Origin of the sequence: Antarctobacter jejuensis (assembly GCF_052266595.1) — a bacterium.
Lineage (GTDB): Bacteria > Pseudomonadota > Alphaproteobacteria > Rhodobacterales > Rhodobacteraceae > Antarctobacter > Antarctobacter jejuensis.
The window spans coordinates 41,872-62,015 of record NZ_JBQQXJ010000004.1; the positions used below are offsets into that span (position 1 = coordinate 41,872).

At 64.9% G+C, this 20,144-nt stretch carries 18 protein-coding genes; 6 read left to right on the forward strand and 12 right to left on the reverse strand.

The genetic code is table 11. The features are described from left to right. The first annotated feature begins 47 nt into the window (after window positions 1-47). Window positions 48-1,169 carry a phosphatase PAP2 family protein gene (locus ACTXGA_RS07095; protein ID WP_443392448.1) on the forward strand — a complete coding sequence of 374 codons (1,122 nt, stop codon included), beginning with the start codon at window positions 48-50 and terminating at the stop codon, window positions 1,167-1,169. A gap of 57 nt (window positions 1,170-1,226) precedes the next feature. On the opposite strand, the gene ACTXGA_RS07100 is transcribed toward ACTXGA_RS07095, so the two are convergent. Then, on the reverse strand, window positions 1,227-3,221 hold the full coding sequence (locus ACTXGA_RS07100; RefSeq protein WP_443392449.1) for a S8 family serine peptidase: 1,995 nt from the start codon (window positions 3,219-3,221) through the stop codon (window positions 1,227-1,229). Between the two features lie 271 nt (window positions 3,222-3,492). On the opposite strand from ACTXGA_RS07100, the gene ACTXGA_RS07105 reads away from it, so the two are divergent. Next, window positions 3,493-4,977: a bromoperoxidase gene (locus tag ACTXGA_RS07105; RefSeq protein ID WP_443392450.1), complete on the forward strand. Its 1,485-nt coding sequence runs from the start codon at window positions 3,493-3,495 to the stop codon at window positions 4,975-4,977. Here the strand turns inward: ACTXGA_RS07105 and ACTXGA_RS07110 are convergent. Further along, window positions 4,974-5,672: a DUF1194 domain-containing protein gene (locus ACTXGA_RS07110; RefSeq protein WP_443392451.1), complete on the reverse strand. Its 699-nt coding sequence runs from the start codon at window positions 5,670-5,672 to the stop codon at window positions 4,974-4,976. The genes ACTXGA_RS07105 and ACTXGA_RS07110 overlap by 4 nt on opposite strands. Before the next feature lie 108 nt (window positions 5,673-5,780). Here ACTXGA_RS07110 and ACTXGA_RS07115 point away from each other — a divergent pair, with 108 nt between their 5' ends. Continuing rightward, window positions 5,781-6,188, forward strand: a complete 408-nt coding sequence (locus ACTXGA_RS07115; RefSeq protein WP_443392452.1) for a c-type cytochrome — start codon at window positions 5,781-5,783, stop codon at window positions 6,186-6,188. A 1-nt stretch (window position 6,189) separates the two neighbouring features. Here ACTXGA_RS07115 and ACTXGA_RS07120 read toward each other — a convergent pair whose 3' ends face one another. The 9 genes from ACTXGA_RS07120 to ACTXGA_RS07160 all read right to left on the reverse strand — a co-directional run bounded on the left by ACTXGA_RS07120 (window position 6,190) and on the right by ACTXGA_RS07160 (window position 13,736). After that, complete coding sequence (locus ACTXGA_RS07120; protein ID WP_443392453.1) at window positions 6,190-6,942, reverse strand: hypothetical protein; 753 nt, start codon at window positions 6,940-6,942, stop codon at window positions 6,190-6,192. Window positions 6,943-7,146: 204 nt separating this feature from the next. Further along, window positions 7,147-7,344 carry a hypothetical protein gene (locus tag ACTXGA_RS07125; protein ID WP_443392454.1) on the reverse strand — a complete coding sequence of 66 codons (198 nt, stop codon included), beginning with the start codon at window positions 7,342-7,344 and terminating at the stop codon, window positions 7,147-7,149. Window positions 7,345-7,671: 327 nt separating this feature from the next. Further along, window positions 7,672-8,484 carry a hypothetical protein gene (locus ACTXGA_RS07130; protein ID WP_443392455.1) on the reverse strand — a complete coding sequence of 271 codons (813 nt, stop codon included), beginning with the start codon at window positions 8,482-8,484 and terminating at the stop codon, window positions 7,672-7,674. Between the two features lie 145 nt (window positions 8,485-8,629). Beyond that, entirely contained in the window at window positions 8,630-10,588 is a 1,959-nt protein-coding gene (gene parE / locus ACTXGA_RS07135) for a DNA topoisomerase IV subunit B (RefSeq protein ID WP_443392456.1), read from the reverse strand. 184 nt (window positions 10,589-10,772) lie between these two features. Further along, complete coding sequence (locus ACTXGA_RS07140; protein WP_443392457.1) at window positions 10,773-11,111, reverse strand: hypothetical protein; 339 nt, start codon at window positions 11,109-11,111, stop codon at window positions 10,773-10,775. A gap of 218 nt (window positions 11,112-11,329) precedes the next feature. Further along, the gene (locus ACTXGA_RS07145; RefSeq protein WP_443392458.1) at window positions 11,330-11,548 is read right to left on the reverse strand and encodes a hypothetical protein; all 219 of its coding nucleotides are present in this window, start codon (window positions 11,546-11,548) and stop codon (window positions 11,330-11,332) included. 352 nt (window positions 11,549-11,900) lie between these two features. Then, a complete protein-coding gene (locus tag ACTXGA_RS07150) occupies window positions 11,901-12,335 on the reverse strand; it encodes a YbjQ family protein (protein WP_443392459.1) in 435 nt (144 codons plus the stop codon). A 112-nt stretch (window positions 12,336-12,447) separates the two neighbouring features. Beyond that, window positions 12,448-12,933 carry a dihydrofolate reductase gene (locus tag ACTXGA_RS07155; protein ID WP_443392460.1) on the reverse strand — a complete coding sequence of 162 codons (486 nt, stop codon included), beginning with the start codon at window positions 12,931-12,933 and terminating at the stop codon, window positions 12,448-12,450. A gap of 11 nt (window positions 12,934-12,944) precedes the next feature. Further along, the gene (locus ACTXGA_RS07160) at window positions 12,945-13,736 is read right to left on the reverse strand and encodes a thymidylate synthase (protein ID WP_443392461.1); all 792 of its coding nucleotides are present in this window, start codon (window positions 13,734-13,736) and stop codon (window positions 12,945-12,947) included. 148 nt (window positions 13,737-13,884) lie between these two features. Here ACTXGA_RS07160 and ACTXGA_RS07165 point away from each other — a divergent pair, with 148 nt between their 5' ends. Next, on the forward strand, window positions 13,885-16,893 hold the full coding sequence (locus tag ACTXGA_RS07165) for a CheR family methyltransferase (protein ID WP_443392462.1): 3,009 nt from the start codon (window positions 13,885-13,887) through the stop codon (window positions 16,891-16,893). Window positions 16,894-16,899: 6 nt separating this feature from the next. Here the strand turns inward: ACTXGA_RS07165 and ACTXGA_RS07170 are convergent, their stop codons facing one another. Next, entirely contained in the window at window positions 16,900-17,325 is a 426-nt protein-coding gene (locus ACTXGA_RS07170) for a response regulator (RefSeq protein WP_443392463.1), read from the reverse strand. Between the two features lie 381 nt (window positions 17,326-17,706). Between ACTXGA_RS07170 and ACTXGA_RS07175 the strand changes: the two genes are divergently transcribed. Together ACTXGA_RS07175 and ACTXGA_RS07180 are read left to right on the forward strand one after the other, a co-directional pair. Then, on the forward strand, window positions 17,707-18,717 hold the full coding sequence (locus tag ACTXGA_RS07175; RefSeq protein WP_443392464.1) for a hypothetical protein: 1,011 nt from the start codon (window positions 17,707-17,709) through the stop codon (window positions 18,715-18,717). A gap of 3 nt (window positions 18,718-18,720) precedes the next feature. Beyond that, entirely contained in the window at window positions 18,721-20,109 is a 1,389-nt protein-coding gene (locus ACTXGA_RS07180; RefSeq protein WP_443392465.1) for a surface lipoprotein assembly modifier, read from the forward strand. The last annotated feature ends 35 nt before the right edge of the window (window positions 20,110-20,144 follow it).

The window sequence follows — 20,144 nt, forward strand, 5'->3', positions numbered from 1 at the left end:
GTAGCGGGCACTGCCGAAAGATCGACAGGCAACGCAAAGAGGGCATCATGACTGTTTCCGGTCTCTACAACTCGCAAAATAGCCAGAATTCGCAAAACAGCCAGAACTCGCAGAATTCCCAAAATTCGCAGAACAGTCAGAACTCTCAGAACAGTCAGGCGGCCGAAAATTCACAGGGTGGGCCGGATAACACGTTCTCCAGCGTGGCGCTGGGGCAGGCGCGGGACGGGACCGTGGGGCATTGGGACGGCAAACCGGACCGAACTCCGCGTCAGACCGGGCGCGGCAGTTGGGAGGCGCTCAAGGCCATGGCGACAGGACCCCGGCGTGGTGTCATCGACGCCTGCCTGCACGGCCTGTTTTCGGTTGTGGTCACACCCGCGACGGCCACCACCCCGGCACGGGGCGAGGTGTTTATGGCGGGGCAGAGCCTTGTGGTGCTGGAGGCCCCAGCGGATGCCTTTCTGGCGCAGAAGCAATTGCATTACCTGCGCACCTACGCCGACCTGCGCGGTGACCGGCTGAATGAAGTCATCATGCAGACCGGCGACATCCAGAGCTTTTTCGCGCTTGTCGGCTACATGGCGCCGGACACGACCAAATGGTCGCTGGCGCTGAACCAGGCCATGCTGCGGCTGTGCACCATGGTCGAGATGCCGTTGAAACACGGTTTCGACGTGGCCCGCCCGATTTCCATGTCGCGCAAGGTACAGCCGCTGATCCAGACGCCGGGCCACGGGGCATGGCCTTCGGGCCACGCGACAGAGGCCTTTGCCTGCGCAACCCTGCTGTCGCAACTGTTCGAAGAGGGTGAGGCGACCATCGATCCCATTGCGCTGATCGGTGACGGCAGTGAGCTTTTCCGTCATGCAGAGCGGATCGCCATGAACCGCACCGTTGCGGGCGTGCATTTCCCGACCGACAGCATGGCCGGGGCGGTTCTGGGCGTGACAGTGGCGCAGGCGCTGGTGAATTGGTTGCAGGGTGAAGAGAAGGCGCCTGCACGGCGCTTTCAGGGTGCGGCCTATGAGGGCGACTTTACCCTCGGCAGCCTGACGGCGGCGATGACCGCCGGCACGGTTTCGGAAACGGGGACGGTTGACCTGACCAAGATTGCCAAGCCGGATTGGCTGCACGCCATGTGGGGTGACGCCGTCAAGGAATGGTAAGCACCGCCCGGCGATGGAAAGATCGGCGGAACTGGGGCGCCTTGGCCCCGATACGTTTCAGCACGGCGGTGGCGTTTCCGGGATCAGCAGGATTGCTTTGCCCAGGCGGGGATCATCTGCGGCGATCTGCGGGACCGGATTTCCGGCGGCGGCCAGTGCCATCGCCCGGCTGTGACGCCCTGCGGCGGCGCTGGTCCCGGCAAGGCGGCGGGTGCTGCCCGTCAGCGTCCCGGCAGCGCGGACGCCTGCGTAGAAATCCCCAAATGCCGTGAGCGTGGACGCCGTCGGACCGGGTACGGACCAATCCGCCCCCTGCGCCGAATAGGACGCAGGCCGGTAGTTGGACAGATCGGGCGGCGCCACCCGTCCGGAAAGCCGCGCGGCCCCGGTCGAACGCACCTGAGCGGCGGTCGCGGTGACAAAGGCGCTATGGGTGCCGTCATCGCAGATTGGCCCGTCATCGGCGGGTTTGACATAGGCCGCGCGGCCCGCGTCCCAGTCATAGGCGTCAGAGTGATCGAGGTAGCTTTGCCTGCCCTTGATGCCGCTGCCACGGATTGCATCGTCCCGTTGGACCTGTACCAGAACCGTGCAGTCGACCGTGGACGAAACCGTGACGGTCCAGGCCCCCGACGGCGTTTCGGGTTCCGTCATCTTTTGTCCCCGCGTCGGAGCCAGCGCCAAAACGTAATGCGCGGCGCAGACCGTTTCCGCATCAAGACGGCGTTCCGGCACATGGTAGATCCGCGCCAGCGCCGCCCCGTCGCCGCGTTCCAGCGACCGGATGTCTCCGGGCGCCATCGTGGTCAGGCCAGAGGCTTCGCCGCCCGGCGCGGTCAGGCCCACCTGCATGCTGCCCGTATCGCCCCCCCGGCAGTGGATCTCTATATAGCTGGCGGTTTCGTCGTCCGGCAGGGCGCGCCAGGTGATCTGAGGTTCGGTCCCGGCGGTCAGATTCATGCGCGCCACCTGACTGCTGCGAAAATCGTTGCCAAAGGCCCAGACGATTTGAACGGCCTGGCCCGTCACTTCTTCCCAAAGACGCGCCTCGCGTGCCATCTGGTATTCGGCAAAACGGGTGCCATCCTTGGGACCGGCCAGCACGCCCAGTGAAACATTGACGATTACTTGCGCGGTGCGATCGACCTGCCGCGCCATCCGCAGGATCCAGCGCATCCCCATGATGAGATAGCTTTCGAACATGGTGCCCGAGGTGTCGTCTATGCTCTCGGGCGGCAGCTGCACCGCCAGCAAGGGCCAGTCGCGCGCGGGATCGGTGCCGTCCTCCGGGTCCGCACCTGCCGCAAGGTCCAGCACATGTGTCCCGTGCGTGGTGGAAAACCCGGTTTCGCGGCGCACATCGCCGGGGAACAATTCCGCGTTCAGATCGGCGTAGCAGGCCCGTTCATCGCCGGTGGTGATCATTCCGTCGATTTCAGCTGCGTCCAGAACCCGTCCAGAGGCGGCGCCGCTGGGCATGGCGCTGTATTGGTGCAGGGACTGCAGCCAGAGCGCATGAAAGCGCGTCTTGAGCCCCTTGTCCGTCTGGCGACAAAAACGCCCGTTGAGAAAGCCGATCCCGTCGTCGATGGCGGCAACGATGGGCGCACCGGGGCAGGGCGATGCAGGCACCTGAGGCCGCGGTTGCGGTTCGGGGTCCGCGCAAGGCATCTGGACCGGGGTGCCGGTGTCCAGCACCTCGAACAGATGCGCGTGGTCAGAGTCCGGTGTGCCGATCCGGCGATAGAGCATGTATTCATCCGGCAATCCGTCCAGATCGCAGGGCACAGTTATCCTTTCCGCCAGCGCGGCGGCCTCTGCGGCATCCATCAATAGCGGCGATGCGCGGTCCTGAACCAGCGACAATAGCGCCTGTCGCGCAGCGATAATCGAGTCGCCGGGAATAAGCCGGACAAACACAGGCGCATATTCCGGCCCGCGTTCGGGTGCTTCGGGCGGCAGCATATCCCGGCGGTGACCAATCAACCGGGACCAGTCAAGATAGGTCTCGTGAAAGGTATGAGGTCGTGGCTCTGTCCAGTGGTGAACCATGTCAAACCCCCTTGAAACGTGTTGAAAAATTGATGCCCCAAGCAAAGGCGTTTTTCTGAAGCCGGTCAAGGAAAGCTCCCCTTGACGATGCGCAGTTTGCGCAAAATTCACGCCTCTTCGATGGGCAATCCGCACATCTGCAGCGTCAATTCATCTGGGATTAACGGCGGATTTACGGGCCGATTGCGGTGCGTTCACGGGGCGGGCGCATGGTCCAGTTAACGTTTCGTCAACTGCGGATGCGCCCAACACAAGGGCCGGGGGATCGACCATGACATGCAAGAAAGCAGCGCCGGGGTTTCAGGTGATCAATGGTGGCGGGGCCCGCCGTGCACTGATCGACCGAATCGCTTTGCCGGAGGTGCCGCAGATGAGTGCGGCGGAACTTGCGGCGGACATGGCAGAGATCTTTGCCTTGGGCATCGTGCAGGACCTGCGCGCCAATGCCCTGACAGATCCGCATCGCGTGGTGCGGATCGACAGCACGACGCGATTTACCATGCACGAACTGCTGTGTGAGTTGCGCAATCTCAGCTGGTTCGATTCGCGTGTCGCAAACCCTGTGTCCGTCCCCGCCGTCTCCTCCCCGGCCGGGTCCGGCGACGCTGGCCATCGCCGCGCCACACGGCGCAATGGCGATGGTCAGTTGACGCTGCAATGCCTGTTGCGCGGCGGAGTTGCCCTGCGCGGGGGTGGCCCGGTCATGTCCGCCTTCTGGGAGAGCGATCACGCGGTCCGCCCGCCGGTCGATCCGGCAGAGGAGGCCCCGGGCGAGGATGCCCCCATGTCCGCATGGCTGGGTTGGTGCGCGCGGCGCAGCCAGGCCGGGCTGCGCCTTCCGGGCGGCGATGCTCCGGCGTCCCGGCGGGGCAGTCTGGGGGACCGGACGGATGCACTGCACGCGACGCCCGCTGCGCGCCCGTTCCACAACGCGGCACTTGTCGCGCTGGCCCGTGGCACCGGCTTCGACGAGGGCCTGAGCCCGGCCGATCGTTGGACCGGGGCACGGCTGTTTGCCCTGATGGCCGAGGCGGAGGTGCTGGCGCGCCGGTTCGCGCGGATCGGCACTGGCCTGCCAAATCGTCTGCCGCGCCCCGCCGTGACCGCCGCCCGCATGACGGTCTGGCTGGCGCAGGAAGAACGTCAACAGGGCTCGCACGGGGCGCTGTACCGCGATGCGGCCGATGAACTGGCGGCGTCCGCGCCCGGTTTGCTGCATTGGGTGACGCGGGCCAATCAGGCACAACGCGGGCCGCAGCGGTTCGAACACAGCCTGTTTCTGCCGCTGACACGGCAGGAACGTCAGCATCTGAACCCCTCCGACCTTGCCGCGCATGTGGTGGTGGCGGGGGCGCTGTCGACGTTGATCAAGGCGGTCTTCGACACCTCGCGCCGGGCGCAGTTGCAGATGGTCGGGCAGGACGGGCCGGCCCTTGCGCTGGAGGATCAGATCGACCGTCTGGCGGCGAATGTCGCGCTGATGCGCTGTGTGAGCGGTGGCTATTTCCCGGCGGAAAACCATCAGGATCTGCGACTGGGACAGGCCATTGCCCTGCAATGCCTGCGCCAGCGGCTGACAGAGGACAACCGCAGCGCCGCGCTGTCCCTGCGCGATTTTGACGGCCGCAGCCTGCAGATCCTTGCCCATCCGCGCCACTTTGGCCGGGGGCACGCGGAATTGCGCTGTGACGGCACGGCCATCGCTTGGCCGTGCGAAGTCAGCAATCCGGCAGCGCATCTGACGCAGGTGGTCTAGTTCCGTGCGTGATCCTCGCCGGGTAGTTGGCCCGATATTTCGAGGATCAGCTTGCGCTTGACTGCCTCGGCAAAGCTGGCCCGGCTTTCGGCAGTGACGACAAAGGCACCGGGGCCACCGATGATCATGGCCTCGTAGCGCGCCTCCAGCCCGCCTTGCGCGCGTCCCGGATCGCCCGGGCGCAGGATGGGCAGGGCGTTGATGGTGACGCCCGCCGCCAGCACGTCGGCCCGCGCCTCTGCGATGGTCGGCCCGCTGTAGGAATTGGCGCTGTCCCCGGAGAAATCGATCACCCTGCGCCAGCCGTCGTGGTCATTCGTGTCCATCAGGCGCAGCGCCTCCAACAGGGCCGCACCGATGGCATTGCGCCCGTAGGCCTGCCTAGGTTTGCCGGTCAGTTCGGCCGCAAAGGCGGCGGCGCTTTCCGGACCGTCGATCAGCATCCAATCCGCGACAACCGCCTGATTGGCCGCCCATTCCACATAGGTGACGGCGATGTTGCCATAGGCCGTCCCGGCAATCGCGGCCAGCACTTCGGGATCGGTGATCGCCTCGGCGTAGCCCTGCCGCTGAAAGGCGATTTCGCGTTGGTCGATGCTGCCGGACGCATCCGCCAGCAGAACCAGTTCCAGATCGGTATCCTGCGCCTGCACCGGCGTCGTCAGCAACAGGGCGGCCAGTGGTATCCAACGCATGCTTTGCCTCCTGTTCAGAGCCGTGCGGCCAGTGCGGAAAGTTTGACACGGGTCATGTTGTAACGTCGCGACCCGTGCCAGAGTGCCTGCGTGGGGAAATCGGAGGAAATGCACATGATGGCCCGTCTTGCTCTGTTCTGTCTGCTGGCCGCGCCCGCCTTGGCGCAGGATGCGGACATCGGACGCTCTCATTACTACACGCATTGCGCGGCCTGTCACGGCCTCGAAGGCCGGGGAGATGGGCCGATGGCGGGGGTGCTGACGCTTGCCCCGACCAACCTGACTGAACTTGCGGCGCAGAACGGCGGGACCTTTCCGCTGATCCGCGTGATCAAGCGGATCGACGGACGGGATCCACTGGTGGCGCATGGCTCTCCGATGCCGGTCTTCGGCGACTTTTTCGAAGGGACCTTTGACGTGCCGATGAAGGCGCCCACGGGCCAGCCGATCCTTGCCTCGCAGCCGGTGGTCGATCTGGTTGCCTACCTGCGTGAGTTGCAGCGGGTCGAAGACTGAGTCAGGACGCCTGCGCCCGGCAGATGCCGTCGGCCTGGGCGTCCTTCCACGGCAGCACCACGATGGGCCGGTCGATTGCGGCGTCCAGCCGGTTCACCGGCATGTATTTCCCGATCATCTGCCGCAGGCGTCCCGTGCGCGGGGCGTCCGGGTCCAGCAGACGGCAGCAGACGTATTCCTCGACGATACTGCCCTGCTGTTCATAGCCGAAATCGAGAAAGTCTCGCGGGGTTTCGGTGTCGAAGAGATAGGGGTCGGCGCTGGCCGAATGTTCCCGCAGCGCCTTGAAGGGGGTGTAGCCGGTCAGCCGCCGGTTCTGCCACTGCCAGACATGGGTCGCCTCATGGGCAAAGAGCATGGCGTCGAAGATATCGATGCGGTCGGGATAGCCGGCCAGCATGTCGGGCCGGTAGACATCGTCGCGCAGCAGGATCCTGTTGTAGATCACCGTCGCGGCGGGGGAGACGGTGACGGTCTGGGTCTTGGTGATCGGCGGCCAGAGCCGTTCCTGACAGGTGGTGCGGGGGCGGACGGGGATCTTGTAGGTGACGGCGCCCGCCGGGTTGCCCTCGATGATGCGCATCTTTTGCGGATCGATGGCGTCGCCGTGAAAGGCCCTGAGAAAAGCCGTTTCATTCGGCGACAGGGGGCGTCCGCAGGCGGCGAGGAGGAGCAGGGCAAAAAGGGCGATCCGACACATGGCGAGAGAGTGGCCGGGGCCGCGCCGCTTGGCAAGCGCCAAGGGGGTGTCCACGCGTGGACAGCTTAGGGGGAATGCCAGATCAAGGGGTTACCGGAGCGGTTTAACCCTTTGTCAGGAAATGCACCGTCCTAAAGGGCCTGTCCCGAGGGCAAAACCGGGGTGGGCGGACCGCCCGCCCCGGGGGCGCGACGGCGGCCGTGTCGGGCCGCCGGGGGACTGCGCCGAACGCCTCTTGCCGATCGGGCGAGGTGCGGATCAGGCGTGGTGCGGGGCCTTGCCGCCCGCCTTGGCCGCCGGTTTGGCGGCAGGCTTGCCGGTCAGCTTGTTGCCGACGGCCTTGCCCGCGATCACCGTTTCCTTGCCGGTGTTGCTGTTGGCGGTGGCCAGCACCTTCACCTTTTCCTTCTTGGGTTTCTTCGCTTCGCGGTTGCCGCGACTTTTTTCCTTGGACATGGGACTTCCTCTTTCGACACGAGCCGACACGGGGGCCGGCGATTGGGACGCTCAGAGGGGGCAGGGTTGCCTGACGTTGGTCAGGGCGATGACACCGGTGAGGCATCGTTGCGGGATGCAGTTTAGATGTGTGGTGGGTTTCGCCCCGCACAAGAGGGGGTGAGGGGGGTGGTGAAAATATAGTTTGTGGCGGGGGTGCCGGAGGTGCCGGGCTGAAGCCCGGCCTACGGTGGTCGGCGGGGTGAACCCCGCCCTACAGTCGCGCCGCAGACCGGCGCGGGGTTGTTCGCGTCGACCAGACCTTCAAACGCGCCCACCCAAAAAAACTCACCGCCGCACCGAGGGGTGCGGCTGGGAGCAGTTGCCGCGGACCCAGGTGAGGTCGGCGTCGCACATGTCCTGGAATTCGGGGTAATACATCTGGTCGATCGGCGCGCTTTGCATGGCGTTCACGACGTAATCGCCGTTTGCGCCCATCTCGGTCACGTAGTCCCGGACCAGCCCGTAGAATTCGTGATCCAAGGGCAAAGCCTCACCGTTGTAGGCCATCTGGTGAAACCCCAGCTTGAACCGCCAGTTGTCGATGAGACGCGGGGTGCCGCCCAGATAGGCCAGCGGGCAGGCCGAGGCGCAGGTGGCGTAGAGATCGGTTTCCAGACCAAGTTGACGGATCAGCCTGCCGGTCTTGACCGCCTCTCCGACCGAGCCACCCCGGCTGCCGAAGAAGACGCGGTTTACCTCATGCGCCTGAATGAAGGATTGGAACTCGTCAAAGAACCCCTCTTCGATATCGCCCAAAACGTAGAGGATGCCGTATTCGACGCGGAAGGTGGCGCGGGTGGCCCAATCCGCCGCGACCAGACCGGCGGGAATGCCCAGTTTGCCGTCGCAGGTCAGGTTCCACATCTCCAGCCGCTGATCTTCGGACAGATCGACGATCAGGCTGGCCTGATAGGCCCATTTCGCGTCGGCCGTGGCGTGCAGGCGGATGGCGTAGGGATCGTTCAGGTCCGGCTCATCCGCCGGGTTGGGGCCGTAAAGCTGAATGTAGGGGGCGACATCGCCCGCATTCAGCATCTCTGCCAGGATCAGGCATTTGAATTCCGCCACATCGGCCTGCAGATCAAGGGTGCCCAACATGGGCGCGCCCTTTTCTTCGGCCATTTGTTCCAGCCGGGCGGCATTATCCCGCGCGGCTGCGATTTTCTGGTCCCAGTCCTGCGCGTGGCCCGCGCTGGCGAGTGAGAGGGCGCCAAGGCACAGAAGTGCGGAGCGCGCGAAAAATCTAGACGTCCAATTCCTCAACAAAGCGTGCATTTTCCTGAATATATTGAAAGCGCAATTCAGGCTTCTTGCCCATCAGGCGTTCCACCAGATCCCCGGTTTCCCCCGGTTCATCCTCATCGATGGTAACCCGAATCAGCGTCCGTGTCGCGGGGTCCATGGTGGTTTCCTTGAGGTCTTTGGCGTCCATTTCGCCCAGACCCTTGAACCGCTGGACATCGATCTTGCCCTTGCCGCCCAGCCCCTTGGCCAGCGCGGCCTCCTTGGCGGCGTCATCGGCGACATACAGGCGTTTGGCCCCTTGTGTCAGGCGGTACAAAGGCGGGCAGGCCAGGTAGAGGTGGCCGTTGTCGATCAGCGGGCGCATCTGGGTGTAGAAGAAGGTCATGAGCAGCGCCGCGATATGGGCGCCGTCGACGTCCGCGTCGGTCATGATGATGATCTTTTCGTAGCGCAGATCGTCGATGTTGAACTTGGTCCCCAACTGCACGCCAAGCGCCTCGCAGAGATCGCGGATCTCTGCGTTGGAGGTCAGCTTGTTCGAGGCCGCGCCCAGCACGTTCAGGATCTTGCCCTTGAGCGGCAACAGCGCCTGCGTCTCGCGGAAGCGCGCGCCCTTGGCAGAGCCACCGGCCGAGTCGCCCTCGACGATGAACAGTTCCGTACCCTCGCGGGATTTGGCGGTGCAATCGGTCAGCTTGCCCGGCAGGCGCAGCTTTTTGGTGGCCGATTTGCGGGCGGTTTCCTTTTCCTGACGGCGACGCAGGCGTTCCTCTGCCCGCAGGACAAGGAAATCGAGGATCGCCCCGGCGGATTTCGTATCCGAGGCCAGCCAGTTGTCGAAATGGTCGCGGACGGAGTTTTCCACCAGCCGCTGCGCCTCGACCGTGGCGAGGCGATCTTTGGTCTGGCCGACGAATTCCGGCTCTCGGATGAAACAGGAGACCAGCGCGCAGCCACCGGTGATCAGGTCGTCGCGGTTGATCTGGCTGGCCTTCTTGTTGTTCACCAGCTCGCCATAGGCGCGGATGCCCTTGAGGATCGCGGCCCAGAACCCGGCCTCATGGGTGCCGCCCTCTGGCGTGGGGACGGTGTTACAGTAGGACTGGATGAACCCGTCGCGCGAGGGGGTCCAGTTGATCGCCCATTCCACCTTGCCCGGCGTGTTGAACTTTTCCTTGAAATCCACGATCCCGGCAAAGGGTTTGTCGGCATAGACGGAGGCGCTGCCCAGGGTTTCGGTCAGGTAGTCCGACAGGCCGCCGGGGAAGTGAAAGCTGGCCTCCATCGGGGTGTCGCCATCCTCGATCTCGGACTTCCAGCGGATTTCGACGCCGGAAAAGAGATAGGCCTTGGAGCGCACCATCTTGAACAGGCGGGCCGGTTTGAACCGGTGGTGGCCGAATATCTGCTCATCGGCGTGAAAGGTGACCGTGGTGCCGCGCCGGTTGGGGGCGGCGCCGACCTTTTCGACCGGGCCAAGCGGGATGCCGCGGGAAAAGCGCTGTTCGTAGAGTTCCTTGTTCTTGGCCACCTGCACGACCATGGAATCCGACAGCGCGTTGACGACCGACGCGCCGACGCCGTGCAGGCCGCCCGAGGTTTCATAGGCGTCGCCCGAGAATTTACCGCCCGCGTGCAGGGTGCAGAGGATCACCTCCAGCGCGGATTTGCCGGGAAACTTGGGGTGCGGGTCGATCGGGATGCCGCGGCCATTGTCGCGGATCTCGATGGCGTAATCGGCATAGAGGGTGATCTCGATGCGGTTGGCGTGGCCGGCCACGGCCTCGTCCATGGAGTTGTCCAGAACCTCGGCCACGAGGTGGTGCAGGGCGCGCTCATCCGTGCCGCCGATATACATGCCTGGGCGTTTGCGCACCGGTTCCAGCCCCTCAAGCACCTCGATCGAAGAGGCGTCATAGGTGGAGGTTTCGGTCACTTTCAGGAGATCGTCGGCCATGTGCGTGCTCGATTTGTTCTGATTGATTGGGCCGGAGTATGGCAGAGCGCGCGCGGGGCGGAAAGGGGGAGGCTGACGGCAAACGCAGCAGGGGCACACCCCATGCGGATGGGGTGTGCCGGTGCCGGTGCCAGTGTTGGTGCCTGTGTCGGTTAAGGTGCCGGTTTCGGCGGCCGGGGCGGGATCAGTTGCTGAAGCCCAGCTTCTTGCCGCCGCCCTTGGGCTGCAGGGTCAGCTTGCCCTGCGCGCCGCTGCATTCGGTGGCGCTGACGGTGTAGTTCTGGATCCCGGCGACCGGGTCAAAGCTGACCTCGACGGAGCGCGGGCAGGAGCGGTAGCTGTTGTTCACCACGTCGATGTTGTGCGGCGAGCCGAGGTGGACACGCGCGGTGGCGATGCCGTTCGGGCTGGACAGGGTGCACTTGACCGCGTTCGGGACCGAGCAGCTTTGGGAGACGCTGGCCATGGCGGCGGGGGCAAGAAGGGCGGCGAGGGCCGCCGCGATCAGGGAAATGCGGGTCATTTTGTATTCCTTTACTGAATGCGTAAGGTCTTGGGTCATTTGAAAAATTGCGGCGCCGGAAATTCGCGGGGCGCAGCGGGACCATACCCCGGACGGGGCGCATTGGGCAGGGCGGAATACCGGACCGGCGGTCGGCGGATCGGCGCCGTTTTGTTATGTGCAACCGGGGGGGGGAGGGGCAAAGGGTCTGCGGTCCCGGGTCTGGCCCGGGGCAGGTGTCATTCGCTCCGCGCGCCCAGACTGACGAGGCGACGCAGCGGAAAGGCGGGGCGGGCCGCAGGCATGGGCTTGGCGCCATGCGGGCAAGAGCACGGGCTTGGGCTCGGGAGGGTGGCCCCCCGCTGCACAGCCTGTTGCGCCAGCCGATGCACCAGCGTGTCCTCGATCGGATCGAACGGATGCCCTGCCTTGGCAGGTGTCCGGAGTTTGGCAGTCATTTTGGCATCCCTCTACAGATGAGGTAGCCCCCGCCACTCTGGTTAATGGAGTCTTAGGGCGGGATCATGGGGAGGATGCTCTCAGGTTTCCCCGGCTCCGGGTTACGTAAGGTAGGGGCGGAGTGCGGAGCCGGGCGTGCGACTGACCGGCGGGGAGGCGCTGCCCCGTTGGAGGGGGCAGTTTATCCTGCTACTCCCGTAGGAGTTTTCATAGGGACGGTGTGGCTTGACAAAGCGCCTGCCCGGTGGGGCCGGTCAGGCGCTCGCCCGGCGGGCCTACGGCCCTTGTTCCGGGCGGGGGGTGTCAAGGCTCTGAGTTAAAAGCCCTCTATACGATCAAAGAATCCGCGTATTACTGGCCGGTGAGTTTCACCGCTGTTCCCGACGCGAAGACCAAAAGCATTCCCTTTCCGCCAAACAATCCACCTCCACCAGTAACCTCTGAGACGGAGATATCTACGGAAACTACCGCGTCAGCGTTCAATTCTGCCGCCTGTATTCTCATATCAGATAGAGCAAAATCGCGTGCTTCGCGCATCGCCTTCTCGTATGCGCCTGAGCGCCCGCCGATTACATCACGGATTTCAGCGGTCAGGTCTCGAAAGATGTGCATTCCTAATGCGCTGCATCCCGAAACTATTCCTATCCGGCTCTCCACTTGATCTAGAGTTGGCTCTGTCGTGAGAAGCAGAGCATCCGCTCTCCTTCTCAGGTCGTTGTCTATCTCTGCGACAGCCGAAACTTTCTCTGCACGGGCTTTAAGCCTCGCGTCTTCGACGCAGCCCATGCAAACGCCTTCACTATTCAGACCTCGCCTTGGCCGGCCGCAAACGACACAATGTGGTAAGTCATCTTTCTTGCTTCCAAACATAACTTCTCCATTGGTCTGTTTTGATGAATTACGGATTGAGAATCGGTTCCTTCAAGGTTTCATGGATTATTGCTGTGGGTGAAGTGCTAACTTCGAATACCCCCACCTCCCGCCACCCCTCCCCCACCTCGGGGAACCAGGCGTCCGCACTCTCGACCGCAACATCCACGTGGGTGATCAGCAGCCGGTGCGCCAGCGGCAGCATGGCCTCGTAAATTCCCTGTCCGCCGATGCCATAGACCCGGAAATAGCCAAGGCTCTGCGCCAGCGCGATGGCCTCTTCGACCGACCCCACCACATGCTCATGCAGGGAGGTGTCGCGCGACACCACGATGTTCAGCCGCTTGGGCAGGGGTTTGAAGGGCAGGCTCTCCCATGTCTTGCGGCCCATGATGATCGCGCCGCCCAGCGTCTCGCGCTTGAACATGGCCAGATCCTCGGGGATGTGCCACGGGATGTCGCCCTCCTTGCCGATGGCGCGGTTGCGGTCGTGGGCGGCGATGAGGGTGATCATGCGGGCATTCCTCAGACGGCCACGGGGGCCTTGATGGCGGGCAGCGGGTCATAGCCGGGAAAGGCGAAATCCTCATAGCGGAAATCGAAGAGGTCGGTGACGTCGCGGGTGATCTCCAGCCGGGGCAGGGGGCGGGGCGTGCGCGAGAGCTGCTCGGCCACCTGGTCCATGTGGTTGGAATAGATGTGCGCGTCACCGATGGAATGCACGAAATCGCCCGGCTCATAGCCGGTGACGCGGGCCAGCATGCATTGCAGCAGCGCGTAGGAGGCGATGTTGAACGGCACCCCAAGGAACATGTCGGCGCTGCGCTGATAGAGTTGCAGGTGCAGCTTGCCGCCAAGGATGCGCACCTGCCAGAGCGTGTGGCAGGGCGGCAGCGCCATGTCGGGCACATCCGCCGGGTTCCACGCCGACACGATCAGGCGGCGGCTGTCCGGGGTCTGGCGGATCTGGTCCAGGAGGGTGGTGATCTGGTCGATCGTGCCCCGGTGGCCGGGCCAATGGCGCCACTGGTGGCCGTAGACCGGGCCAAGGTTGCCGTTCTCATCGGCCCATTCGTCCCAGATGCTGACCTTGTTGTCCTGCAGGTAGCGGATGTTGGTCGAACCGGAGAGGAACCACAGCAGTTCGTGCACGATGCTGCGCAGGTGCAGTTTCTTGGTGGTCACAAGGGGAAAGCCCTCCGCCAGAGGATAGCGGCATTGCAGGCCGAAATAGCTGCGCGTGCCGGTCCCGGTGCGGTCCGACGTGTCCTCGCCCTGCTCTAGGACGGTGCGAAGGGCGTCTAGGTATTGGTGCATGCCGGGGGGTCCCCTCTAGGTGCTGTGGTGGCGGGCGTCGAGGCCCCAATATACGCGATTCTCATGGGGCGTGAAGGCGCGACGGACGCTTGGTTTGCCGGGGCGGCTGTGTCAGGCTGCGCAGAGGGCAAGACGCCGGGAATTCATCATGTCGCAGCAGGGTTTGAGGGTCGCGGTGATCGCGGTTTCGGTCGCGGAGGCCGAGGCGCTGCAGGCCTGCGTGGCCGCGATCCCCAAGCGGGGCGGCGTTGCCTGGATCGTGGTGCCGCTGATCGCGCCGGGGCCGGGCGATGACCTGATGGCCGGGCTGCAGGCGCCGGTGCCGGTGGTGGCGGCGCTGGACGGGGCGGCGCTGATCGCGGATCAGGTGGTGGTGGTGCCGCCCGGCTGGCTGATGCGGGTGCAGGCGGGGCGGCTGTGGCTGGAGCGGGGCCGGGCGCGGGACACGGTGTGGAGCGCGGTGGAGCTTTGCCTGACCACCCTCGCCGAAGAGGTGGCGCCGGTTGCGGTGCTGTTGTCCGGCCGCTGGACCGATGGGCTGACCGGGCTGCGGGCGGTCCGCGATGCGGGCGGTGCGGTGCTGATGGCCGCAGAGCAGGCGCCGGAACATGGGCCGGAGGGGATGAGCGGGTTGATCGACCGGCTGGTTCCGGCAGCATCCGCCGCCCCCGAGGCGGCCCGCCTGTGCGCGACGCCGGCGGTGGCCGCGACCATCGACACCGACGCGGCGGCTCAGGTGCTGGGCCTGGCGGTGCGCCCGGATGCGGACGGCGCGGCCCGGCTGGCGGCGCGGGTGCGGCGGCGCATGAGGTTGATGCAGGTGCGGGGCGTCGATGCCTATCTTGCGCAGCTGCGGCGCGACCCGGTGGAGCGGGCAATGCTTGCGCGGGACGTGATGCAGGCCGAGGCGCGGTTTTTCCCGTCGGCCCAGTCACTGGAAAGCCTGCGGGACCGCGTGCTGATCCCCTTGCTGCAAAGCGACCAGGAGAGTTTTCGCCTGTGGGTGCCGGGCTGCGGCACCGGAGAGTTGACCTATTCGCTGGCCATGCTGATCGCGGAACTGACCGCGGCACAGGGGGACGCGCGGCGATGGCGTCTGTTCGGCTCTGACACCGATGCGGTCGCCCTGCGCCAGGCGCGCGTCGGCGTTTTCCCGCGGTCGGCGCTGACCGGCGTGTCCGCGCCCCGTCAGGATCGTTTTTTCACCGAGGCACGCGGCGGCTATGAAATCGACGGGGCCCTGCGCGAGATGTGTGTCTTTTCGCAGCACAACCTGTATGTCGATCCGCCGTTTGGGCATCTGGACCTGATCCTGTGCCGCAATCCGCTGATGTTTGCGGGGCAGGCAGAGGTGTCTCAGGCGCTGTCCGTCTTTCATTACGCGCTGCAGCCCGGCGGCTGTCTGGGGGTTCTGGACGCGCCGGATGCCACCCTTGATGCGCAATTGTTCGAGCCGCTGGATGAGAGGCAGACGCTGTTTCGGCGGCGCGCCGGGCGGCGGGGCGCAAAGCGGGTTTTGGACCGGGCCCGCCCCCGCGCCGAACAGTCATTGGTGTCCGGGGCGGCGCTGGCCCGGGAGGCGGTGGTCGACTGGCCATCAGAGCGCGCCGGGGCAGAGCACGCGGTGCTGCAGTTGATCGGCGCGGCCTTTGCATCGCTCGACGATACCGGGCGGCTTTTGCATTGTTCGCCCGCCATGCAGGCGTTTCTTTCGGCGGTGCGGTCGGATCAGGCGCTGACCCTGCGCGATCTGCAATCCTTTGCCTTGGCCGGGGCGGCAGAGGCGGCGCTGGCGGAGGTCCGCGACCGGGGCGTGGCCTCGGTGGTGTCTGACGTGATGGCAGAGGTGAGCGGAGAGGCGCAGGTCGTCAACCTGCGGGTCCAGCCCTTCGAAGACAGGCGTGACCGCTATCTTCTGGTGCTGGGCAAGGTGGATGCGCTTGGGACGGATCCGTCCCAAGCGGTACAACAGGAGGCAAGCGATGCCACCGGGTTCTGGGCGCGGATCAGGCGGCTGGAACACCGGTCGGCGGATGCCGAAAAGGCGCTGAGCAACGCCAACCACGAATTGATGGCGATGAATGAGGCCTTGCAGGATTCGAACAAGCAACTGGCGATCAGCCGCGAAGAGCTCGAATTCATCAACGGAAAGCTGCAGGACTATAACCGGGATCTATCGAGCACGGCGGAACGGCTTGCACATCAGAACGCCGAATTGCAGGCCATCTATGAAGGGGTTCCCATCGGCCTTGGCCTGATCAACCGCGAGTTCGCCTGGGTGCGCAGCAATCGGTCGATGGCCAAGATGATGGGCTTGCCTCCCGAAACCCTTGAAGGGGCATTGGCGGAACTGTCCCCCACGGCGCTGCGGACCGGTCTGGAACAGCCTGTACGCGCGGTGCTGGAAGGCGAGCCGGCCCGGACCGGCGTGGAAATCCATCTGGACGCGGGTGGGGCGGGGGCCGGACGCGTTCTGATGGGCGATATCTTTCCGGTGCGCCTGAAGGACGAGGTGACGGCGGCGGGCGTGGCGGTGCGGGATGTCACCCGGGCGCGCGCGCTGGCGACGGAAAAGGACATGCTGCTGGCCGAACTGGAACACCGGGTCAAGAACATGATGGCGGTGGTGCGCGCGGTGACGCGGTTCACGGCGCAGACGGCAAAAGACAAGGATACGATGGTGTCCAGCCTGTCCCAGCGGCTCTATTCCATCGGGCGCACGCATGAATTGCTGGTCCGGAGCGGCTGGAAGGCACAGGGGCTGCGGGTATTGGCCGAAAGCAGCCTTGCGCCCTTCGTCGGGCCGGGGGCGGATAATTTTCGCTATGAAGGCCCCGAAGTCTTTTTGCAGCCGACCGAGGCGCAGGCCATCGGGCTGGCGCTGCATGAACTGGGCACCAATGCCGTGAAACATGGGGCGTTGAGCACGCCGACCGGCCGGGTGACGCTGACGGTCACGGCGCGGCAGGGACACTTCAGCCGCATCGTCTGGCAGGAAACCGGCGGGCCGGACGTCAAGCCGCCAAAGGACAGCGGCTTTGGCACCTACCTCATGAAAACGATCCTCGGGCGGCAGTTGCTGGCCGAGGTGGAGCTTGACTACGCGCAGGGCGGTGTGCGCGTGACGATCCAGCGCAAGGACCGCGAAGACAGCTGAGGCGCGTCAGGCGTCCTCGGGCTCCAGCCCTTCGATTTGCCGCAGCCGCGTGACCACCTCTTCGACCGGGCAGGACTTGCTGATGAGTTCGACGCCGGGGTCGATCGGGGTCAGGTTCGCAAGGTTCTGGGCATAGGCCGAATAGATCACCGTCTTGCAGCCACGGCTGTGCAGGATGGCCAAAAGGCGGCGGCCTTCCTCACCCACCTGGATGTTGCCGTTGATCCGGCGGCCAAGGTCCAGATCCAGCACACAGAGTTTCGGCGAGTTCTTTGACAGCCAGGCCAGCGCCTCGTTGTAGGAGCCAAGCGGCGGCAGCGGGTTCAGCCCGGCATCTTTCAGCGCCTCGAAAAGCTCTGTGGACAGAAAGGCATTGTCCTCGACGATCAATGTCAGGCCGGGTCTCAATTCGATCACTTCGCAGGTGTTCATCGTTGGTCCCGTTCCTTTGTCTAGGTCGGCCATCGCCGGTCGGACCTGTCGGCAGGCCGTCCTGACCACGTCCCCGCCGCAAAATGATCCCCGGTTACAAACGCAACCTTGTGTTGCGCTAAGGGGCGGCTCCTAGATGTGGTGTTGGTACGCCTGTTGCAGGCGGGTAATTCGCAAATTCAAGGTGGCAGGGAGAATGCCACTTTTTGTTCGGATTGTCGATTCCCGCCCGCGCGCCCGGCCTGCGGCACCTTGGCCCGTATTGCCCCAAGTGGGGCGTATTTGCCGCACATCCGGGGCGCAACCCGCGCAATGATTGACTTTTTTGCAGGCCGCCCGCACCCTGTGGACAAAATAATAGGCAAGACCTGAGGCAGTTCCATGTATCGCACCATTGCAGCGCTCGCGTTGGCGAGCGCGCTTGCCGCTTGTGAAGGCACGAGTCTTTCAGACGGCAGCTCGACCGGCATCGGGACCGGCGCTCAACCCTTGATTGCCGAACCGGCACCGGCATCCACACCGGGCGGCGGCGGCGGCGCCACCGCGGATCCGGATCCCGACAACCTCTATTCCAGTGAGCTGGACGGTGTGTCGGACGATCTGACGGTCGACGACATGACCTTTGATCCGGCGACGGGTGAGCTTGTCTTCAACAACCTGCCGTTCGATTCCAACAAGACGGCGACCGGCGAGAACGTCTATACCGCCAACCCGGCCGTCACGGCGGCCTTGGCCGGGACCGGCTTCACGGGCTTCAGAAACGCCGGCGGGACCGCTGCCGGGTCAGAGTATTTCGCGGTCTTCCGGCGCTCTGCCAGCGGCAATTCGCAGGTCGGCACGGTCGGCAGTGACCGCTACCTGTCCTTCGGCTTTGGTGGCGCGGCGGCGCAGCGGCTGAAAGGATCGGGCGCGCTGCCGAACGCAAACGATACCTATAGGTTTACCGGTGAATACGCCGCCGTCCGCACGGTGGTCGATGATACCACCGGCACGCGGATGGAATACGTCGCCGGCACGACGATCATGGACGTCGACATTCAGGATTTCGACGTCAGCGGCGCGGTCGAAGGCGTGATCGTCAACCGGACGTTTTTTGACGCCAACGGTATTCAGTTGACCGATCTGGACGGTGCGGATTTCATTTCGATGGCCACCGCTGACATCGACTTTGACAACTGGACGATTTCCTCGTCCAGCGCGACTGTGGTGCGTGACGGATCGTCGTCGCAGACCGGTAGCTGGTCGGGCCTGTTCGCGGGGCCGGACGGCAAAGAGGTTGTCGGTATCGTGGTCGTCGAAGGTGACGGGCCGGTGGGCATCGATCCGGCGACCGGCGACTATATCCTGCAAGAAACGCGCGAGACCGGTGGTTTCATCGCCACCCGCCCGTGACCCATGGCGCATAGCCTGAACCCCACGCGGGTCTTGCGTGTGCTGGCTCTGGTTCTGTTGGCGGCATCGCCGCTGCTGGGACCGGGGCGGGCCGGGGCCGAAGAGGTCCGCATGAGCGTTGATGCCGCGCGCAGCGCCGCCGCGATGGCGCTGTCTGACGGCAATGCGAAACTGGCGCTGATGCTGGCCGACGGCGTGCTGCTGGGCGCGCCCGGCGATGTGCCCGCGCTGCTGATCAAATCGCGCGCCCTGCGCGATCTGGGCCGCAGCGGAGAGGCGGCAGGCGCGGCTAAGCTGGCCTTTTCCACCACCGAGGATGACCGCGAACGCTATTTCGCGGCACTATTGACAGGGCGCGCGCGGGCCACGGGCGGCGCGCCGGGCATGGCGCAGCTCTGGTTGCGGCGCGCGGCCCATATCGCGCCAGAGGAACCGCTGCGCGCGCTGGCGGTCAATGATTTCCGCAAGGTGCGCAGCGTGACGCCCTGGCGTCTGTCGCTGAACATGGCGATGGAACCCTCGGACAACCTGAACGGCGCGCCCAAAACCAACACCTTCAGCTTTGGCGGCCTGAGCTTCGTCAACCCCTCTGCGGTGCCGCTGTCGGGCAAGCGGTTCGTCCTTGGCGGGGATTACCTCTATCGCCTGCCGTTGGACAAAACGCGGCGGTTGAACTTCGGTGTCGGCGCCGAGGTGCAGCGCGTGCGGTTCAGCGATGAGGCGCGCGACAAGGTGCCGGGCATCCGCGATACGGATTACCGGCAGGACTCGCTGCTGCTGTCCCTGGGCTATGAGATGCGCGATCCGGAGGGCCGTTGGCTGGCGAACAGCAAGGCCTCGGTCGCGCGGCACTGGCTGGGCGGGATGCTCTATTCCGATGCGGCGCGGCTGGACCTGAGTTATGGCCGCGCCCTGGTTCCGGGCTGGCAGGGGGGCGTGCGACTGGGATTCGAGGATGAGACACGCCACGATGCCGGCCTGCGGGACGCCCAGACGCGCGAGATCGGCCTGTCGCTGACCCGCAGCCTTGCTGCCGCCTCTGTGCGGCTGGACCTGTCGGTCGCCGATACCGCCTCCGACTCGCGCCTGGTTGCCCGCGAAACGGCGCGCGCGGCGTTGAGTTTTGGGATGGGCAAGCCGGTCAAGGGGATGCTGCCCCGGGTCACGCTGGCCTGGGAAGTGGAGGATTTCGATCAGGGACCATCGGCCTTTTGGGACGATCCCCGGCGGGATGAGGAAATGTCGCTGTCTCTGGACGTCGTGCTGCCCGATCTGGATTATTACGGATTTGCCCCCGAGATCGGGGTTTCCTTCCGCGACCGAAGTTCCAATTATACCGTCTATGAGACCCGGGGCACCGATCTGCACCTGGGGCTGAAATCGGTATTCTGAAATACGGCGTCGCGCAGGCGTGGCCGGAAGGGACA